The sequence below is a fragment of the Methylobacterium sp. Leaf91 genome (genome assembly GCF_001422815.1).
Lineage (GTDB): Bacteria > Pseudomonadota > Alphaproteobacteria > Rhizobiales > Beijerinckiaceae > Methylobacterium.
The window spans coordinates 169,080-189,255 of record NZ_LMMP01000002.1; the positions used below are offsets into that span (position 1 = coordinate 169,080).

Here is a 20,176-nt window from a genome sequence, read left to right on the forward strand (position 1 = left end):
AAGAAGCATTCTCCCGCTTCAGGTCATCACGCAGCCATTGTCATTGAGGTAGGCAGCAGTTCACTGGTTCTCCCTACCGACAGAACCAGAAGCCGCTTCTTGGCACGCGTAGCGGATACGTGGAGCAAGGCACGCTCCGCATCGACCAGGGAACGTCGGATTGCGGCATCCGGAGCCGCGTCCAGCAACCAGCGTGGCGGTATGACCCCGTCGCTGACGTCGATGAGGGCGATGGCCGCGAATTCCAGCCCCTTGGCACGATGCATGGTCCCGATCCGCACGCCGGGCTTTCCTCGGTCGTCAGCTGTTTTCCGTGCGAGCGTCACGACCGGCAAGCCGAGCTTCCGAAGTGCCTCGGCGGCGGCGCGGACCGTTTCGTTCGTGCGACCGAGGACACAGACTTCACCCTGGTCGATACCGCTCTCTCTACAACGGGCGATCCAAGCGACCAATTCGGACATGGCGATTTCCGAGGAGCGCACAACGCTCATCTCGGGCTCCGGCCCGTGGAAGAGGCTGCGATACCCCTTGAGGTCATCGGCAGCCTCATCGAGGTCATCGACCGCAACGCCCTGGACGATGGCCTCGGCGAAGCGTCGGATCTCGTCCGAGGTGCGATAGCAGATGCGGAGCTTGCGGCTCCGGCCGCGGACGTTGATCCCGCATTTGGTCATGGACGTGCGGCGACCGTAGATCCGCTGGTGTGCATCACCGACGATGAAGATGCCGCTGGGCGCCATCACGCCATCGACCTTCGGCGCGAGTTCCGCGATCAGCTGAAACGCCTGCATCCCAAGGTCCTGGGCCTCGTCCACCACGACCGCACGGTAGGGAAGGAGCGCGGGCTTGGACTGCAGGATCTCCCGAGCGTCCCGGTAGGCATCCTCCGGCTCCGATAGTTCCTCGGCATCCAAACGCGCCCGATAGGCGGAGAAGATCGCCCAGACCCGCTCCTTCGTCCGCCGGTCGATGGGGGTGCCGCGGCCGGCACGCTGGACCCGCAGGTAGGCGCCTAGTTCCTTGATGCCGTTCGCTTGCACGATCTGCCTCCACTCATCGAGGAGGAAGTCTGAACTCAGACCGATATCCTGGCCCTTGGACCGGATGGCGTGGTCCCAGGCTTCCTTCTGACGCCCATCGTCCGAGTACAGGATTTCCCGTTTATAGCCCTGCTTGCGCAGGAAATCCGTCACCCATCCATCGAGATGGACGACCTCGATACGCGCCATCTGATCGGCGGAGCAGAGATTGCCGAGGTCGGCGCGGACGTCCGCGGCGAGGTTCGAGGTGAAGGTGGTGAAGAGGATTTTCCCCTTGGCATCACCCTTGGTCAGGAGAGCTTGGACCAGATGGCGAGCGCGGTGCATCGCCACCACGGTCTTGCCGGTCCCAGCCCCGCCACGAACGAGAACCGGTCCGTTCCATGCCTGCTCGACCAGGCGACGTTGTGAGGGGTGCAGGAAGATGCGCCAGAACTCCAGCGGCTCGTCGAGCATCCGTTGGAGCTCGTCATCATCCTCGGCGAGCCAGAAGGTTCTACGGCTTTCCTCCGTCTTAAGGGCGGACGCGAAATCCTCCTCGGTCACAAATTTGCCCTTGCCCCGCCCGAGCTCCTCCATGGTCTCGTCCACGGAGAAGTCGGCGGCCAGGCAAACGAGGGCGTCGTAAGCGTCCGCCGGTATGCCCTTCCCTACCTCTTCCAGCTCGGCATCGGCGCGAATTCCCCTGATGGCGGGAAGCAGCGCTTCCGGCAGGCCGAGACGCAGGAAGTCGGCGTCGCTCACTCTATCAAAAAGCGGCTTTCGCGGAGCCGCGGCAGGCGTCGTGGCAGCCGTCGGCATCGCGGTCGCCGGAGCCTCCACCAAGCTCATGTCGGTGACTTGGACGGCAGAAGTGATCGGATTGACGTCGACGACCCGATTGCGCGCCCAACGGTATGCATCGTCGTGCTTGTCGACCCACATGACGATGAGGGCTCCGGCGCGGTCGTAGACGATGGCCCGGTGGCCCTGGTCGATACGGGCCGATTTCATGTGCCGGTCCCGGGCCCCTTCGATGCTTTCGAAGTTGATCCCGTTTCCGCCGGCATCGTTCTTCAACTGCAGAATGAGCTTGGCGGCCTTGTCCTGAACGCCGCGAGGCAGCCGGTTCTGGGCCAGCAACGCGTCGATCATGATGTGGACTTCGCGGTTCCTCACGGTCATGCCGCCGCTCCCATCGCGTCCGAAAGGACGTCTTCCTGACCGGTGTAGACCACCACGGTCCAGCCGGGGAACGCCCCAACCAGGGCCGGATCGACCACGACGCCACGCCTGATGGCCGGCCATGCCAGTTCCAGGGTGCCCAGGACCGACCCGTCGTCCTGGGAGACTTCGTAGAGCACCTCAGGAACCGGTGATGGCGGCACACGGGACCGGAGGGATCGCACCAGCGCTCCCAGCTCAGGGAGTAGTCCCTCGACCTCGCCCCAAGCCGTCGTGGCCGCATCCTCGGGCAAGTGAGGCTGGGTCAGCGGATCGAGGGCGATGCCCTCGGCGCATCCTACGTAAATCGACGGTAGGAACTGGAGGAGGTTCAGGAGGCGCAGTCCGCCGTTCCACGCCTTCTGCCCGTGGGACGATACGGAAACCCTGTGTTCGAAGCCGACGGACACGGTTCCGCGGGACATGTCGGGCCAGGCCGGCGGTTTCCAGGTCTTGGCGACTGCGACGGCGAGCGTACCGATGGCGGGGGTCTCGACGATGCCTAGCAGGGACGACGACGAGAGGTCTTCGAGCACCACGCGCCCATTCTCCCCGGCCATCGCCTCGACTGCATCGTGCACCTTAGTGGCATCACGGCCGGCCGCGGCACCCTTCAGAAGGATGGCGGTCGCCATGGCCACCGCACGGCGCGCCCAAGGTCCTGACTCTGCCTCTCGGACAAGTCGAAGGAACTGCAGGAACGGAGGTTCTTCGAAGACAGCCTTCACCTCCGCGACCCGAGATGCCCCATCCGTCATCTTGGTCAAGGTGTCGTACGGCAGGTTTGCGAGTGGGTCCCAGTAGTGCTTTGGACCGGTCGCGCCGGCGGCCTGCTCCACATCGCTGTCGGTGACCGACCAGACGTGAAGATGTCCGCTCCTCACGAGCTTCTGTCGAAGGGTCAGATCGTACGGTACGATGGCCGCGTGGAACTGCCAGCCGTCGGCATAGATGGCGACGGGTCTCACCCCTTCCTTCGGTACGGCGGGCCAGAGAACGAAGTCCGCCCGGGTTTTGGGAACGTTCGCGAAGTGCGAATGGAGGTCGACCTGGGGTTCAAGTCGCCAATCGCTTCCTTGGAAGGTGACGGCATACCCCGGCTTCCCGGAGATCGCCATCTTGGTGAACTTGCCGCCGTCGGATGCCTTTACGTCCTTCTCGAAACGGAGGAGGAAGCGATATTCTAGATCACTCTCTATGACCTTGTTGAGCTTGATCTCGTTGACGCTCGTAATTGCCCTTAGTCCGTCCCAACCGGAGAGGATATCCGCGACGATTTGGATGGCTTTATCACGGGAAATCTCACCCATGCCGAAGGTGGCCGAGTGCGAGCGTATACAACGTGGGCAGCCATCCTTCAGCGGATCGGCGTTGCATTTGCAGTCCCGCATGTGGTCCAGGGAATGCGCGAAGACCGAACGCAGTTCGTCCGGACGGGCGGCAAGCTGCTTCAGATAGCCCGTACCTCCCGGAACCGTATCGTAGACATAGAGGTGGCGCCGGTTAAGTGAGCCTTCCTTCGTCTCGACAAGGGACGAGCGCAGGTGGTCAACCTTTCCCTTGAAATGAAGTCGAAGGCCGAGATCGATGGCGGCGCGAAGCGATTTGACAGAGTCGGCGTCATGCGACGACGCGAGAGGAAGGAGCATCCTGATCGCTTCGGATGTGAACTCCCGGTAGAGATAGACGACCGAAACGTAGGTCTCCTCGCTCTCGGATTTGATCTCTTGGCAGCGCGGAACATGGAGACCCAGCTTCGAACCATCCCGCTGAAGGCGGCGTAACTCGTCCTCCGCCTGCACCTTCCCGCAGCTTCGGCAGAGATTGAAGCCGTGTCCATGTCGATGCTCGCCAGCGACTTTCTGTCCGGAAGGCTTATCCCCCCGTTCCCCAAAGTTCACCTCGCGGAACGTGCACCTGCGTAGGTGCTCGTAGGCAAACGGAAGATCGCCGTTATCGACGGCATACGCATCGCCAACTTGGTCCTTTTCGAACGCAGGCAGATAGTCGCGGTCAAAATAGTGACGATCCCGCTCGTCCGAGTCGTTGCCGATACGCGACTTCCGTTCGCTACCGACCGCTAGGACCTGCTTGAGGCGGATCATGGGGCGCCGCGAGCCAGTATCGGCCCACATGGACGAAGAGCAGGAGGGGCAAGGCGCCTCGGTCGTGCCGACTTGGTCAAGTTCGATGTGGGTGCATTCCGGACAGACGCGCCAATGCTCGATGGGTGACGCGGCCAGGTCGACTTGGTCGATTTTGAGCTTTTGACCCTGGGCATAGAAAACGGCGTTGGGGGCGAAATCCGAGAGGGCCGCCGCCGCCGGCCGCATGTACTCGGTGACCGTCGGCTTCCTGTCCTCGTCAGTTGCCGGCTCGGACCGGTACAGCACCGACTTCAACGTCACGCCCTGCTCGGGGAATGCGTAATTTGGCAGGACACCCCGGTCGGTGAGGAAGCCGAGGTTGTCCCATGTTTCGATACCCTGCCTGATCCGGCGCAGCGCTTCCCGCTCGCCCGTCAGATCCTTGACCCGCTCGACGAGGTCGAGCGGCGGGGGGACCATGTTTTTCGCTTTGTCGATGAGGGTCTTGCAGCTTCCCATCCGCTTCCAAATCGAGGCGATTTCCAGCGCCACGTCGGCGTACTCCGAGGCCACCAGATGCGTTAGCCCAGCCGTCGCGCCTCCGACTGCGAACGCATGCAGAGTCTCCGCTGTTTCGCTATCCTCACGGATACGCGGAAAGAGGGCACTGAAGCCCTGAAATAGCTCCTCGGCCTTTCCTTCCCGGGCCAGGTAATCGAACCAGACAAGCGGAAACGAAGCGGTGTGATTGGTCTGGATCGCCTTTAGGGCGGCGCCCATCTTGCCGTATCCACGAGATCCTGCGCCTTCCTCCTTCACCCAGCAGTCGAGGGTGTAGGCGGCGAACTGGCGCCTCAGGATCGCGACGGCCTTGAGGTGTACGCCAGGCGTTTTCACCTTGCCCGCGATCATCTCCTGCGGATCGGTCCAGTACCACATGTCATGGGGACGGCCGTTCGCGACCGTGAGGTTCAGGGAGTTACCATCACGGCGCCCGGTGCGGCCTATCCTCTGCACGTAGTTCTGCTGCTCGGGCGGAACCGAGCACAGGACGAGCGTCGACAGGTCACCGATGTTGATGCCCATTTCCAGGGTGGGCGTCGCCGAAAGCAAGTTGGGATACCACCGGCGAGGTGTCTCGCTGAGGAAGCATTCCTCCACGCGCCGACGCTCCTCGGGGCCGAGAAGGCTCGTATGCTCGGCCGCATGCACGCGCTTGATGCGCCCCTTGGTCATGATGCGGGTACGGATGGCGGTCCGCGCGGTATCGTCCACCTCAGATTGGCGACCGGCGCACCCGATGCGCGTGCAGGGCATTCCCTTCCACAACGAAAGGTCAGACGTCGGAATCCGATGGTCGTGTCCACAGGTGTCGCATCGGACCTGGGCGGTATCGGTATGAACCAGCACCATCTCAGGCTTAAGGCCCCAGGCGGCACTCGCGGCGGGGTCCCTGCCGTAACCGACGGTGTACCGCTCGACGACCTTCTGATGCTCCAGCACCTTGAAAAGCAGGTGGTAGGCGTCCCGGTAGAGGGTGCCGGTGAGCGTGAGGGCGTGGTCGAAGCACTTGTGGAACCAGGGGACGTACCATCCCCCGACGGCGTCGTTTGCCACAGGCTCGAATCCCCTGAGGATTCGGTTGCTTGGGAAGAGAGGCTTCGGCGCATCCGGCGCGTACTGTGGAAGTGACCGGCCGGACGGATGCGCCTTGAGCACCGCGAACCAACTTGCCTCGCGCTCCACGTAGTGTTTCGTGATGTCGGTGGCGACCGCGCCCCTGGCGCGCATGTGGTCGAGGACGCCCGTGACGAAGTGTAGGATGTCCTCGGGTTCGATGGCGGAGGTGATCGTGCCGAGCTCGTCGGGCATACGAAGCCCGAACTCGCTGACCACGCGCTCCACGGCCTCGCCCCTCACATGGGGCGCGACGATGCCGGTCCGTTCCATCGTGGCGCCCAGCCGAGACCGGAACGTGAGTTCAGCAAAGATCTCCCACTGCAGGCGCTCTTTAAGGTAGCCTGGAAGCCGGCTGTCAGTAGCGAAAGAGTCGTTGGCCAGCAGGCTTTTATAGTCCTCCCGCCATTCCATGTCGTCCGGGAGGTAGGTAGCGACGAAGTCCTCGTTCGACGCCTTAGGCCCGAGGGCCGCATGCATAGCGGCCGGAGCCTTGTCACTGATCGTCTCAAGATCGGCCGCGATCTCCTCGCATACGAAGCGGGACAGGGCCGACCTGAACACGTTGGTCGCATTCCTGGCCTGTAGCACCGCCGCCCTGTGGGCAGCGTCCTGGACAGAGTCCGAAAAGGTCAGCAGTTTCGGGTCATCGTTGTGCTCCGACCCGAACAAAGTGCCGACCATACCGGAGACAAGCGTGACCGATTGCGCGCCGAGAATGCCCATTCCGCTGGGGCCGCCGCAGAACGGACAATCATGGTCTACTCGGAAGCGCTCGTCCGTCAGCCGGCCAGGCTTATGGACGAAGACTTCGAGGAGGGCATCCGGATCGGCCCGGCAGGAACCGCATCCCTTCTCCGGCTTCTCCTCGACGTAGTGGGGCACGAGGCAGGTCGTGCAGAGCCAGGCATTCAAGGTCTGACCGACGACCTTTCGCCTGGTTCGCGCAACAGGCTCCTCTCGAAAAACGAAGCGGAGACGGTCGGAGTATCCGAAGTATGCCTGATAGACCTCCTTGGGCTCCGCGCAGATCGCGCGGCGCTGGTCGGCCGGCATTACGGTTGCCCAGCCCGCCCCGCCACAGGAGCGGCAATGGATCACCGGGAGGGTGCGTCGCTGCTCGTCGATGCCCAGGTCGTCATGATGGCGCAGCATGGGCGTCGGCTCGACGGTCGCCACCATGCGGCGGAGCTCGCGCAGCCATAGCTGGTGCCGGACGCTGAAGAATGGCAGCGGCACGGGTCGGCCATGGCCATCGACGGCATCGGGATAAGTCCGGCGGGCATGAGCGACGAGCGCGGTGAGCGTGTCGAGAAGGGCGTTGAGGTGGATGTCCGAGAACGACCGATACAGGCGGTTGCCCCTCATCCCATCCCGGAGAGCCGCATAGGCCGTCGGACGCCCATTGAGGACCTTGAGGAGGTTCTGGAAGAACAGGTGACCGTCGACCATCTCGCCCAAGGCGATCCGACCGGACGGGTCGTCGAGATCGGCTGGGGCGACAGCGTCGAACCACATCCGGTAGGATCGGCGCACCAACTCTATGGGCGTAATCTCGTCGATGTTGTCGGTGACCGTGCAGGCGTCGGCCTCCGAAGGGACGTCGAAGGAGGCGACCTGTATCGGCTGGAGATATTCCATAACCGACTGCCGATCCTCCAAGACCACGGAGGCGGCGTCGAACGGCTCATCGAAGATCTCGCCAGCGTAGGCGATCAGGTCGTCGAGCGACTCTGGCCCACCGAGAGTGGCCGAGGTGCCTACGCAACATAAATTGCCGCGACGCATCCCAAGGCGGGCTTTAAGGCGCCGGACGAGGCTCGCTAGGTCGGTCCCCTGCGCACCGTCAAACGTATGAAGCTCGTCCACGACGAGGTAGCGAAGGGTCCCGGGGGAGTTTCGTTCCCAGATCATGCGCTCGTCGGGTCTGACGAGCATGTAATCGAGCATCTTGTAATTGGTGAGCAGGATGTCCGGCGGGTTCGCGACGAGCGCTGCGCGTGAGTCAATCACACCATGATCGGTCATAGCGGATGTTGGGCTTTTGGGGCTCTCGTCGGCGTAGAGACCAACCTTGAGCCCGGTCAGTGCTGGGTTCCTCGCGACCAGCCGCGCGATGCGCCGTGCCTGGTCGGAGGCCAAGGCGTTCATCGGGTAGACGATGATAGCTTTGATGCCCCTCTCAGCCTTCGCCTTGCGGCAGGCATCGAGGATGGGCAGCAGGAAGCACTCGGTCTTGCCCGAGCCTGTGCCGGTCGCCACCAGCGTGGACAGGGGATGCTCCGCAGAGAGGCGCTGGAACGCTCTCTCTTGGTGCATGTAAGGCTTGAACCCAAGCGGGATGGCCGGGAAGAACTCGCCGGGGAGCTTGCTCCGCCGGAAGGGCATATCGAGCGAAAGCCATGGCCCTTTGACGAGGCTCTCCCGCTCACCGACGAACCGCTCGATCAGGCTGTGGAAGCCATGTGTCGATGGGGCGAAGGTTGCACGCAGCTGATCTTCGACGCCATTACGGACCTGCCTGGCGAGGATGGAGGGGAGCATCAGGCGGCCTTCCTTTGCTCATGGGCGGCGAAGAACGCCCAGGCGCGGCGGTAGTCCGCCTCACGGTCGCAAGTGATGAAGGGAGCAGGATAGGAGCGGTGCGTCTTGGTCGGTCCTCCAGGCAGGAAGTCGACAACCAACTCACAGTCAAGTTGTGCACCTTCAGGCATGTCGGCATAGTTCTCCAGCCATTCGCGACCGCTGGGCTTCTTGCCATCATTCTTACGCCAACCAACCCCACTAAGTCCCTTTGAGCAGGTCCACACGATGCGGCCATTTCGGTCGTACCAAGTGCCCCGCTCGTTCTCGTCGAGCACGTGGAATTGGGTGCGATACATCTCAATTAGCTGGTCCAATGTTAAACCGAGTGCTTGCGCAACTATTACGTCAATCTCTACAAGTGCCATACGACGACCAAAATCCGATCTGAGGCCGACACTTGTTTCCCAATTTCCGATCGGTGAACCCGAATGAGGTCCCTCGACATCCAGTCTTATGTCAGAAGAACTCCAAGGCATTACGTCAAGGAGAGCATGATGGCGGTTCCAAATGTCGGCGTATGGCTGTGTGAGGCATGCCAAGCGGAGAGCTCGGTGTTTGGCAGTGTCGCTGACTTCCGCCCAGGGAAAGAATCTTAGGCTGGATTCCAGCAAGTCGGTCAAACCAGTAGTCTTAACTAGAAAATCGAAAGGCAGAGAGATCCACAAAGGATATGCGTCAACTAATTTCGCCTCGTCTGAAAATGCTAAACTTTCTACAGTATGAACATGCGCAACCCCAGGCGGAATTAATGCGCCAATAAGTGTTCTCTCTGTGGGCGAGCTCATCATTCTTCTGAAGGCAATGCGATAATTGCTTGTATGAAGCTGCGAGGTATCCCACTTAAGATTTGTGATTCCCTTGTTGTACTGTTCTTTTTCAACAATTCTTTTGTAATAATTTCTTGGGATGTATGCGTCCCCAATGCTGCTAAGATCGATTTCGTTTTCTTTACGTCCACTCGCATCCGGGCATTTATAAAAGGGGTTTCCCACGTATAATAGCGAACCAGTCAGAACCATGTCTGCTGGAAATGGCGGGAAACACACCTTTGGCTCTAATATCTTATCACGTTTGGTAGCAGTGCTTTCATCCCAAAGTCTTCTCATTTGAAATTCGCATGTCCCATCCGTAAAAGAAATATTACCGGAAGAAAGTCCATTAAATATATTGAGTGTTTCTGTTGAGAATGGAAATAGAAAACGCGTCGTATCTGCAGGAGTATTTGCATCTTCAACGACCGCCGCAAAAGATTTGAGTGTCTCAAGATCTACTCGAACGATGCGCTTGCGATGCCCTCTCGTATCCCAACCTCCTTCGGGGCGCTTCATGCTAGGAACAGTGCCAATCCCGTCGTGTTCATAGCTGTCGTCGACCATATTCGGCAGAAGCAGAGAGGCGGCGTGATCAAAACCGATTTCTTGCTCAAGGCCACCGTAAACATTGAGACTAAATGTCTTGCGATGACTCACTTCCGCAAACATACGCCCTGTGATTGCATTTGTGAAATGATAATGGCGTCGTATGCGGCGGTACCATGTCCTCCGCAGGAGGCCACCGTCCGGGTCTAAGAGATGATTATCTTGGTGGATCAGGGCGGCGTATCCGTCTCTCGCCGTCACGCGAAAAGCCAAGTCCATAAAGCATTTGTAGAGATTAGGCTGTCCCTGAGCGAGGAATGGGTAGCACGTGAGCGATGATATAAATGCCTGTAAGCCGCCGATCTCAACGTAATCTTCGAGGTATGCGGCACGTGCCGAAGCATCTGACAGCAAGCTGGGCTTCCTCTTTTCCACCTCCGCTGCAGATACCTCCCTGACTGCGAAGGCCGGCTCGATCTCACTAAGGACGTTCGCATCCGTCCAAGCAGGCTTCAGCCAAGGCGGATTTCCAATCACGAGGTCGAAGCCGCCCCGCTCCCGCATCACGTCCGCGAACTCCAGGTCGAAGTGCATGAACCGACGTCGTTCCGCCACTTGCATCGCGGTCGGCATCCACGGCGAGGCGGCAATTAGCTTTTCAACATCGACATCACCGAAGAGGTCGTCCTTCCGTATCTCAACCACGCGCTCCTCAGAGCGAAACAAGGCGTTGGTCCCCTTCGCCGCTGGGACGTCAACAGTCTCGAACAGGCGTCCCTGGGGTGAGCCCGTTGCGAATGCGCGGGTCGTGACGCCCTGGTTGTTGATGCCTTGCGTCAGAACCAGGTCGAGCCCTTGAAGGAACGTGGCTCTAGAAGGGAGTAGGTCGGCCTTATCGACCGGCCAGAACCAGAGGGAGCACCATGCATCCATGGCTGCACGCAGCCGCCGCCACGGCACCGAGTTACGAACTCCGTCGCCGTGGAATTTTGCGAGCCGCCGGATTTTCTCCTGAAAGTCGACGTGGCGCTCGTTCTCGCCGGTAGAAGACGGCCAGATCGAGATTTCGTCATTCACCTCTGAGCGCATCTCGTGCAGGCGGTCGGCGACTTCGATAAAAAGGAGGTCTACAGCCTCCGAGAGACGGACGACGGTCGCGACCTCGTCCTGACCAAGTGGCTGCACGAACTCGCGCCGCCACTTGGTCAGAGTCTCCAGGTCGTTCCTGGACGCCAGCGGCGCCAGGATCTTCATGTCGTAGGCGCTCATGCCCGGGTCGGGCAGGAGGAAATGCCAAACTTCTTGGGAGGTCCGAGGCTCGCCGGACCAGCCGATCTCACGCGGCCTCTGCCGGTACCAGCGCTCGTCTTCCTTACGCCGCGTCAGAGATGCGGCCGGGAACACCGCGCGGCGCGCTCCTACCAACGAGTTGCCGGTGTGGACCTGGTCCTCAAACCAAGGTGCAAAGCCACCGGCGTGAAGGCAGTTCAGCCAGAGTGAAACCTGGCCGAGTTCGACCGCAATGGGATTGAGGTCGACGCCGAAGACATTGCGGTCGGCCAGGAAAGCCCGGACCTTCTGCCGTTCGTAGGTGAATGATTCATGCGGAATCTTTTTCTTCACCTCGGCCTGTTTGAGTTCGAGGTATCGGTCGGCCAATTGGTTGACGACCTCGACGAGGAACGCCGCCGATCCCATGGCAGGCTCTACGACCCTGAGGCTCAGGATGTCGTCGGCCGACTTGCCGGCCAGGAGATCCTTGAGGGCGTATTTTACGAGCACCCGGGCGAGAGGCTCGGGCGTGTAGTAGGAGGCCGAGTTCTCGCGATTCCGGCCGGCCAGGCGGTAGATGAAGCTCCCTCGCGGGTGGACCTTGGGAAGGTTGCCTTCGTAGACGATCTCGCCGTCCTTCCAGTCGGCAGCCTGGACGAAGTCGCCGGCGCGCGAATTCGGGGCGAAGTACGCAGCCTCCAAGGGGCCCGGGGGCGACTTCCCGGCCGGCTTGAGCTCGATAAGGTCCTCTGTCGCGAAGAAGCCGGAGAACGACAGCAGGGACTCGTAGACAGCACCGAGTTGCGAGATGCCGAGCTGCGAATAGGAGATCCGTCCGCGTGGCCTGTTCCGGTCGCCCTTCGAGAGGGACAGTAGGCGGATGACCGCCTGCATGGGCTCGTTCCGGAAGCGTAGGCTGCCGAGGTAGGTGGAGACCGCGTCGGGGTCGAAAAGTCGTGCGCGGACCGCGTGGAAGTTGAAGGCCTCGCCTGCGTTGCCGGCGGCCGGCGTGCCGTGGAAGACCAGCGCGAACAGCGCGTCCAAGGTGTCGGAGATGTAGTGACCGTTACGGTCCTCGTCGGTTTCGAGCGGAACGAGTTCCAACTCGCGCAGGCCTTCCAGACTGTATCCTGTCCGGTACGCCTTGGCCTTCATCGGTGCGAACCCGAGCTCCGGCCGCGCCTCGATGAAGAACAGGAACAGAAGGCGGTACATGTACCGCAGGCATTCGGTGGTCAGCTTCCCGGCATCGAGCATCCCATCGCCTGAGAACACGCCCTCCTTGTTCGCCCGGCGCTTCTCCACGATGAGCTCAACTGCCTCGTTGCCCAGGATCTCGATGGCTTCGCGCAGGGCGAACTTCAGATCCTGCGAAACGCCGAAGGCGTGCCGGTGGCTCTCCTCGTCGATGCGGTCGACGAGTGGCGTTCCTGACCCTGGCGCGAGCGATTTCGAGTGCAGCAAAGCGGCGGTGACGCCGAGGGTGGTACCTTCGGACCGGCCAAATATTTCGGAGAACCGGAATCGTAAAAGCCTGCTGTCCGGCCACTTCCGCCGGTCGATGAGGACCGCCTGAGACATGCTTAGGAGGACGACGAACCTCGGTGGTGTCTCCAGCCCAAAGACTCCGCGGGTGACCGCGATCTCCGCCATGTCCTTGCGCCGGCGCGTGATGTCCTGTGCCGTCTCGATATTCTCGAACTGCTCGCAGCGGAATTTCACCTGGAGCGGGTCGGTCTCGAAGTCTTCCCCCACTGGTGATGGTACCTCCACCACCCAGACCTGGTCGTCGCCGCCGACGCTACGCCGCGTAAGCACCGGGATCAGCTTGTCCTCGGCGTCTAGGAGGAGCTCGGACCGCCGATCATATCCGAGTGCCTCCAGGAAACCGTGGGCGAACTCACGGGCAATCAGGAGCCGCTTCAGGTCCGAACGCTCGACAATATAATCGGCGTGCAAGCGTCCCCATGCCTTGGCCACCTTCTCCAGCCCTTGGCGGGGCGATGGAAGGCCCTCCTTCTCCTCCGCGCGCCAAGTCGCGAAGGTTTCCTCAATGTCACCCTCGAACACCGTCGTGAGATAGTGCTCGGAATAAAATTCGTTTTCGTTCGAAATGCCGGCGAGCTCGATGGGCATGGCTAACCTCTAAAGACCGCGACAAGGCGAACGTGAGGATCGGGATTATCGGGGGTCTCTCGGGTCTGCTTCACCCAGTCCCACCAGCTTTCGAACGTCCGCCTCAACTTACTTTCCTGGTCCGCCTTCCGCTTCCGTTGGGGTGCGTGGTCCTCCATCCCCTCGAAGCGCATTTGGAGGACTGTGTCGTGTCGCGCCCGAAGGGTGTCGTGGCGCTCCGCGAGATGCAGGACCTCGGTGTCCATTTCGCCCTGATAGCGTTTGCGCGCCTGATGGATGAAGGTCTGGGCGCGTTGCACCGCCTCCGCGACGAGAGGCTGCAGGTCGTCCACTTGGGTGGTGCCGACGTTGGGAACGTCGCCGCCACCAAGACTGGTACGAGCGATGAATTCTCGGATGGCCTGCACCTCCTTGAATTCGCCGTCCCGGAAAACGACCACCGGCCATTCGTCCACGAGCGGCTGACCCTTCAGGTTCGGCACGGTGCCGTTGAAGACGAATGCCGCCTCGCCCTTTGCCAACCGTCCGATCAGCCGGCCGACCGGAGCCGAGCGGCGACCGAAGACGCCGTTGACCTTGTCGGCCAACCAGTCGACGGCCGGATGAACGTCCCAGAGGTACTGCAGGTCTGGCCAGCCCCCGCCGATGCCCTGGCGGGCTGTACGGATACGGTCGCTCATAAGCGACCGATTGTCTGTCAGCCTGAGCATGCCGTCGTCCGGCTCGGCCTCTGGCGGCATGAAGCGGGCGTTGATGACGCTGGTCGCCCGTCCTCCGGTCTCCGAACGCTCGCGGAAGTCCTTCGGGATGGGCAGGGCGATCACGCGATCCCGCTCCTCGACCTCGCATCTCAAGGGCAGGCCGAGCGCCTCCAGTCGACGGAACGCCGCGACGGTGAAGGCAAACGTGTCGGGGAAGAGTGATGGCCGACTTTCACCACGCGGGGCCGGTACCAGTGCACTCGTAGCCTCGTCCTGGGCCAGACCGAAGAACGCCTCCATCGAGGCGTAGGGATCATCCCCGTCGTTGTCGTTGGCGACGATGCGGGCATCCATTTGGGCTGAAAAGTCCTCGGCATCGACGCCGCTTTCGATTGCGGCGGCGACCACGTCTTCCTGCTCCTGCTCGTCGTTGGTCCCGAGGAAGGCCGATGGGTCGCCGATGTTGTCCCGGGCCGTCTCGTCCTTCTCGATGAGCTTTTCGAGGACGCGGAGATCGCCCCGGATCTTGGGCTGGTTCGGCTGCGCGACGAGATACCAAACGTGGGGCTGCTTCTCCTGGCCGTAACGGTCGATCCGGCCGTTACGCTGCTGGAACGTGAGCAATGCCCAGGGCAGGTCGAAGTGGATCAGCTTGTGCGAGAGGTAATGGAGGTTGATGCCTTCCGAAGCCATGTCGGAGGCGAGCAGGATGCGGACCGGCGATTTTTCCAAGCCGAAGTCGCGGACGAGCTGCTGGACCTTCAGGTCGCCCTCCACGCCTGAAGCATGAAGGGTCCGAACCTGATCAGCATTTAAAGCGAGGTCACGCTGTAGGTTCTCGCGGAGCCATTCCAGGGTCGCGATCCGCTCGGAAAAGACGACGATGCGGTCGTCCTTCCTACGCGCCGACCAATTGATGTCCTTCAAGATGCGCAGGAGTCGTCCGTACTTGGCGAACGCACTCGTATCGATGGCCTGGACGGCGACGAGCAACTCCGTGAGAGCGGTCCGGTCGGCGATTGCCGCCGGGGAGACCTCCGCCTCCAGCGAACGGACCCGCTTCGTCAACGTCTCAGCGCAAGCGACGGGGCTGGAAAAGAGCGCCTTCTCCAGAAGTGTCTTGAACAGCCGCTGACCCTTGTTGTGAGCGGTGGCGTCCTCTGTGAGCGCCAAGCCCGCGAGGACCTCATACGCGGACTCCTCCGCCTGAGAGGGCGGGAAAGGCAACCGTTCGGTGACCCGATCGGGGACCTTGCTCTTGATCGCGTCCCTGACCGCAGGGGTGGTCCGGAAGCGCCTGAGGAACAGACCTCTGATGTCCTCGGGGCCATAATTCTCCGGATCGGCGATGGATGTCGGGTCGAGCATCCGCATGAGGCTTGCGAAGCTGAGGCGCGAACCGTCGTGCGGTGTCGCCGAGAGCAGCACGAGCGCATCCGAGCGTGAGGCGAGACGCTCCGCCAGCAAGTTGCGCTGGCTGGCGCCGCCGGCGCCCTTGCCGCCCTTCCGTTCGGCGACGTTATGGGCCTCGTCGATGATGATGAGATCCCACCAGGCCGATTCCAGGGCCGTACGATATTGGCGGTCGCTCTTCAGGGTATCTATCGAAATGATTGCCTTGTCGAACTGGTCGAAAGGGTTGTGATTGAGCGGAATGCTCTTCCGGATCTGAGCAATGCGATTGCTGTCGATACGCACCAGGGGAATCGAAAACCGGGTCCAGAATTCCTGCTGAAATTGGGTGAGCACCGATTTCGTCGCGACGACGAGGATCCGTTTCGCCCTGCGGCGCAGGATCAACTCGGAGGCAAGGAGACCCGCCTCAAGCGTCTTGCCGAGGCCGACGTCGTCGCCGACGAGGATACGCGCCCTTGGCGCCTTGAGCGCAAGCCGAACGGGGTCCAACTGAAAATCGAGGTCGTCGATGGCGGCTTGGCCAGCAACCTGGATGGCGTCGCCGGTCGGCGCGGACTTACGAAGCGCCGCTTCCACATGCAGGAATGTGTCGAGGTAGCCGGAGGATTGATCCGCCACAAGCGTCACGTCCGCCGGATTGACGACCTCGATGTCCCGTGCGCGGCTTCGCTCGACGTTCTCGACGAAAATCGCTTCCTTGTCCCGGACGATCCCGGAGAGCCCAGTGACATGGATGAGCGCGCCGGACACGGCGTTGCGTTCGATGTGGCGGACGACCCACTCGGCATCTCGAACGCGGATACGCGCTCCAGCGACTAGAGAGGCACGAACAGGCTTCGACGCGACACTCAAGCAGATACCCGCGGCACGCCGTGCCTCAACGCCGTCCGTCGCAAAGGCTTGCAAGCCCAAAATTGCACCATGGTCCCCCCGCCCTTACCGGCCTTGTCTTCGAGCCCGTCTAAGGGCTGAATTCGTTTTCCGTTTGCAACCGGACCGGCCTGCCCGGTGCAACCTGTTCTTGGGCTATGCAGTGGCGTCCGCTTTCATTCAGCTATGGCTGACAACCTAGCATTACCGACCTGCCTACGATTGGCTATGTTTTATGCCCGTCCGCAGGGGCACGAGATCCGACGACCGCTCATCGTTCACCCTTCCGTTCGACAATCCTGCCCAGCTTGGACAGGCGGGTCAGATCCAGGTGGGCGCCTTGCCTTGTCGTTAGTTGCGACGGCGGGAAACCGTCTACCGGGCTCCCTGAGGAGGGTCGGGGCCGTCCAGCCGTTCCTGATTGGTCTCGACATCGACGACCGGTGTCCGGCGCCCGCGATGGCTCGTAGAAAACCACCTTCAGCAGGAGGTAGACGCGACGGTCGTTCCAAGCCAGGCCACAGGCGGTCCGTAGATCCTGAACGTTAAAATAGTCTGCCATGCTCGCCAGCGACCTGCGGCCGCAATCCCAGGCGGTCCGGGTGTGCTCACGCATTCGGTCCGCGAATGCTGCCACATCCGTTTCGTCGAGGTGAAAATTGATCACCTCCTCGGTCCGCATCACCACGGATTGCGGTGCCGCCTTCCAACACGTCAAAAAATGATCCCAGGTGCCGCGCTTCAGAAGGTCGGCTTCCCACCGATCCAAACTGACGTTCCCGGGAGGCTGAGTGAGGATGCGGACGATCCTCGATCCCACTGCGCTGGCACGGGGCTCCATGCAGGCAAGGTCGAAGAAGGATACGAGGCTGCCTCTCGTTCCGACGACATCGCCGGGCTCCATCGGCAGCCAGTCGCCGACGAACGTCAACGTTCTCGGTTGGGCATCGTCGGGAAACTGAACCCGCAAGTCGATATGGCCCTCCCGGTTTTCGACCGCGCCGATGAGACCGTAGCGCCAATCGTTCCTGGGTGGTTCCCCCACTGCCTGCAGGGCTTCCGCGATCTCGATACGGGACCCACGGCTGCGGAAGGCCAGCTTCGATGTGGATGTAGACCGGCCATTGTCCGTGCAGGGGTGCTTGGTCCAGAGTGGGGCAAGCTCGTCGAAAAACACGCGGCTGCCGTACTGATTCTGGTAGTAAAAAACCTGAGCGTTGCAGCATGGGCATCGTGCGTTGTGGTCGACGAAGCATGCCGCCCTGCTTCGGTCAGCATCGTACTGCTTCAGCGTGATCTGAGCTTGGGCGCCCAGGCTGTGCCAAGACACCGGCGTGCTCCGCCCGTAACCGGCGCACCAACCGCATGAGCATGATGGGTAGTGGTTGTACCCGGTCATGGATTTCGACCCGATGCTCCCAAGCCTCGCAGTCGCATAAGGTAGCTAGGACCAACCTAGGCGCGCCATCCATCGCCTGCCCGTAGAGCCGCCTTCGAGACGGTGGCCCTCAGATTGCGGTCGAATGTAGCAGGAATGTCTCACATCACCGATGCTCTGACCGGCATCCGTGCGGATCGCATCGACGTTGCTTCCGGTACGGCCACAGCGTTCCTGAAGCGTAACAGCAAGGGTCTATCGTTGTCCGTCGTCAGATGATTTGGGACAGTCTGCGGCGTTTAGGAGCGGAGACTCTGGTCCATCTGGGGTGAGAGGTTAGGCAGCCTGCGCCTGATGGTGCAAGCGGCGATCCATCAGGGTCTGACGCTTGATGCGTTTCCGCTCGGCCAGGATCCCTTCGCCGCGTCCGAAGTAGACGTCGGCGGGCGTGAGGTTGCCGAGGCTCTCGTGAGCTCGGCGGTGATTGTAATGCTCGATGAAGGCCCCGACCCGTGCTTCGAGTTCGCCGGGTAAGTAGGCGTGTTCGAGCAGGATGCGGTTTTTGAGCGTCTGGTGCCAGCGCTCGACCTTGCCCTGCATTTGCGGATGGCAAGGCGCGCCGCGGATGTGGGTCATGCCCCGTGTACTGAGCCAGTCGGCCAAGTCGCTGGCGACGTAGCTCGGCCCGTTGTCGGAGAGCAGGCGTGGCCGCTGCTCCGATACATCCGATCGATCACGGCGGCTATCACGTCGGGAGGTATTAGATCCTCTATCTCCGAACCCGCGACGCTGGTGTGGTCCTCGACACTGATCGGACGTCGTGATCAAGCGATGGCGGAGGCACTACAACAGCATCCGTCCGCACTCCTCGCTCGGCTACCATCCGCCTGCACCGGAGGTCGTTATCTGGCCAACGGAACCCGGTAGCTCATCGCCGCTCGCTCGCCCCGCCATCGTCACACGACCGACGATGCACTAAGTTCGAACTGGGGCCACCGATTGGGTCGGGCCAGGATTGGTCATGCGAGCCAGCCTTTCTTAATGCCGTCACGCCACATCTCGGTGGCGTACTGGTCCGCGTTGTACTTAATCGTGTTTTTCAAGCGCAGGACGCGCCCCTCTCGCTCGGCCTTGGCATAGGCGGCGATGACGGCATCCTTGTCGCCACCATGGGCCTTGAACAGGCTCCGCATCATATCGCGTTGGGTCGGTGTCGGTTCATCGCTCATAAACGGATCATGCCACGGTCATCCGACCGCGCCAAGACTGGGTCAATCCCGTCAGGTTTCAAACTGACCCACTACCGGGGGCAGTCAAGAAATTCAAATTGACCTACGACTTATGGCACTCCAGAATTGACATTCCGCCGAGCAAGAAATAGGATGATAAGCACATCAAGACGAGAGCTGGCGCTCTCACCAACCTGCCTCTTCGCGGCAAGGTGGTTTCCAGAAAACTGGGATGCGGCCGTCATAATCGGCAAACGTAGCGGCAGCGCCAGCCCTCTCACGTGGAGGGTTTATCGTGACCAGAAAAACGCCTCTCGCTAAGCTGATTGAAGGTCGTTCGATGGTCCTCGATCTGTCGAGAGAAGATATTGGACAGCGTCTCGGCTACCGAAATCCCGCTAAGGCTGCTGGGCGCGTCTACGCGCTTTGCGACCATCACCCCTTTAGCAAGAAGAGCCGCCATGCACTACAGCGGCTTCCCGCTGCGCTGGGGTTGTCGGTCACTACGGTCGAGCAGGCAGTTTCTGCGACCGAGAAGCTTTTCGCGGCCTGGACTAAGGAAGCGGAGGATCAAAGCCGCCGGACACAGGAGGCGAAGGACGCAGAATGGCGTGCGAGCTTCCGGCCACACTGCGTAATCCAGACCGAGCATACCGTTCCCACGCAGATCACGATCTGCGGCCTCACGGGTGGCGCGACCATCCGACTGGTTATCCCTTTCGATCTCTCTCGGCCTCCCGTCACTTTCGTCCAGCAGGCCGTAGGTAATCTACCATTTAAAACAAATCTTCGTCCCGATGGTCGTCGGTGTGTCATGTTCTTTGGTGAGGTTATCGGGCTAATTATCAACTACACGCCTGAATCAGCCCTGCGTTGTCTTCTGGACGGAACGCCTTTGGAGGTCCTCGACAAGGCGTACCGGCTCGGTGATGTGCGCTTGTCCTTTGGCGGACGATCTCACTCACCGGCTTCGGTTTCGCAGCTCCTTGGCTTCCGGAGAGATGAGAGCACCTGACTGCTGCATCTCATGATGAATGTCTTATCGACACGCACAGTCGGGGATGAGAGTGCCACATCCACAATGGCTGGACGAGGACGACCCTTAAGCTATCCCACCGCCTTCTAGTTTGCCCGAACGTTCGTGCCGTCGAGGAACACTATCCCGAGGTGGATTCCCCCGCTACTGCACGAGATCGAGCAATCGCTTTCAAACGCCGTCATGG

General features: G+C 61.2%; 7 protein-coding genes, 2 pseudogenes and 1 riboswitch. Of the genes and pseudogenes, 2 read left to right on the top strand and 7 right to left on the bottom strand.

The genetic code is table 11. From position 1 onward, the window contains the following. Positions 1–26: 26 nt before the first annotated feature. The 6 genes and pseudogenes from ASF32_RS03460 to ASF32_RS03485 form a co-directional block, all read right to left on the bottom strand. Complete coding sequence (locus tag ASF32_RS03460; RefSeq protein ID WP_056423697.1) at positions 27–2,204, bottom strand: UvrD-helicase domain-containing protein; 2,178 nt, start codon at positions 2,202–2,204, stop codon at positions 27–29. After that, on the bottom strand, positions 2,201–8,551 hold the full coding sequence (locus ASF32_RS03465; protein ID WP_056423699.1) for a DEAD/DEAH box helicase: 6,351 nt from the start codon (positions 8,549–8,551) through the stop codon (positions 2,201–2,203). Before ASF32_RS03465 ends, ASF32_RS03460 begins: the two co-directional genes overlap by 4 nt. Next, the gene (locus tag ASF32_RS03470; RefSeq protein ID WP_056423700.1) at positions 8,551–13,359 is read right to left on the bottom strand and encodes a hypothetical protein; all 4,809 of its coding nucleotides are present in this window, start codon (positions 13,357–13,359) and stop codon (positions 8,551–8,553) included. Before ASF32_RS03470 ends, ASF32_RS03465 begins: the two co-directional genes overlap by 1 nt. Positions 13,360–13,361: 2 nt before the next feature. Continuing rightward, positions 13,362–16,226: a DEAD/DEAH box helicase gene (locus ASF32_RS03475; protein ID WP_156467667.1), complete on the bottom strand. Its 2,865-nt coding sequence runs from the start codon at positions 16,224–16,226 to the stop codon at positions 13,362–13,364. A gap of 391 nt (positions 16,227–16,617) precedes the next feature. Next, a complete protein-coding gene (locus ASF32_RS03480; RefSeq protein ID WP_056423705.1) occupies positions 16,618–17,676 on the bottom strand; it encodes a hypothetical protein in 1,059 nt (352 codons plus the stop codon). Between the two features lie 384 nt (positions 17,677–18,060). Beyond that, a pseudogene (locus ASF32_RS03485) lies at positions 18,061–18,438 on the bottom strand (integrase core domain-containing protein); the annotation flags it as partial. Positions 18,439–18,535: 97 nt separating this feature from the next. Here ASF32_RS03485 and ASF32_RS24310 point away from each other — a divergent pair. Further along, positions 18,536–18,703 (top strand): annotated as a pseudogene (locus ASF32_RS24310) (integrase core domain-containing protein); the annotation flags it as partial. Between the two features lie 40 nt (positions 18,704–18,743). On the opposite strand, the gene ASF32_RS03490 reads toward ASF32_RS24310, so the two are convergent. Next, positions 18,744–18,953: a hypothetical protein gene (locus tag ASF32_RS03490; RefSeq protein ID WP_056423706.1), complete on the bottom strand. Its 210-nt coding sequence runs from the start codon at positions 18,951–18,953 to the stop codon at positions 18,744–18,746. Positions 18,954–19,110: 157 nt separating this feature from the next. Beyond that, a riboswitch (SAM-I-IV-variant riboswitch) is annotated at positions 19,111–19,221 on the top strand. Between the two features lie 27 nt (positions 19,222–19,248). Here ASF32_RS03490 and ASF32_RS03495 point away from each other — a divergent pair. Beyond that, on the top strand, positions 19,249–19,968 hold the full coding sequence (locus ASF32_RS03495) for a hypothetical protein (protein WP_156467668.1): 720 nt from the start codon (positions 19,249–19,251) through the stop codon (positions 19,966–19,968). Positions 19,969–20,176 lie beyond the last annotated feature (208 nt).

Excerpts from the sequence above, each read along its gene's own strand:
- ASF32_RS03460 (WP_056423697.1), bottom strand. The coding sequence starts at position 2,204 with ATGACCGTGAGGAACCGCGAAGTCCACATCATGATCGACGCGTTGCTG.
- ASF32_RS03465 (WP_056423699.1), bottom strand. The coding sequence starts at position 8,551 with ATGCTCCCCTCCATCCTCGCCAGGCAGGTCCGTAATGGCGTCGAAGAT.
- ASF32_RS03470 (WP_056423700.1), bottom strand. The coding sequence starts at position 13,359 with ATGCCCATCGAGCTCGCCGGCATTTCGAACGAAAACGAATTTTATTCC.
- ASF32_RS03490 (WP_056423706.1), bottom strand. The coding sequence starts at position 18,953 with ATGAGCGATGAACCGACACCGACCCAACGCGATATGATGCGGAGCCTG.